This is a genomic window from Ochrobactrum sp. C6C9 (assembly GCF_022627935.1).
In the GTDB taxonomy this organism is placed as follows: Bacteria; Pseudomonadota; Alphaproteobacteria; order Rhizobiales; family Rhizobiaceae; genus Brucella; species Brucella teleogrylli.
This window is the reverse complement of sequence record NZ_JABXGB010000117.1, coordinates 1-327: the sequence shown is the minus strand read 5'-3', so window position 1 is coordinate 327 and position 327 is coordinate 1. Positions and strand designations below refer to the sequence as shown.

Here is a 327-nt window from a genome sequence, read left to right as displayed (position 1 = left end):
TTTGGTATTTGGACGAAGTGGTCGTCAAATGCGCTGGAGAAAAATTCTGGCTTTGGCGTGCGGTGGATCAACATGGCTCCGTTCTCGAAGAAATCTTGCAGAAGCGGCGTGATAAAAGGGCGGCAAAGCGATTGCTTGTGGCGTTAATGAAGCGCTATGGCTTTGCTCCCAAACGGATCATCACCGATAAGCTCCGCTCCTACGGTGCAGCAAAGGCAGAAGTGGCACCCGGCCTTGACCATTGGTCGCACAAGGGCCTCAATAATCGGGCCGAAAATAGCCATCTGCCGTTTAGGAAACGGGAGCGAACCATGCAAGGTCATCGGT

General features: G+C 52.9%; 1 protein-coding gene. It reads left to right on the top strand.

Features of this window, described 5'->3' with window-relative positions; translation table 11 throughout:
* A partial coding sequence (locus HWD97_RS24310) for a transposase (RefSeq protein WP_371835817.1) occupies window positions 1-327 on the top strand: 327 nt, incomplete at both ends.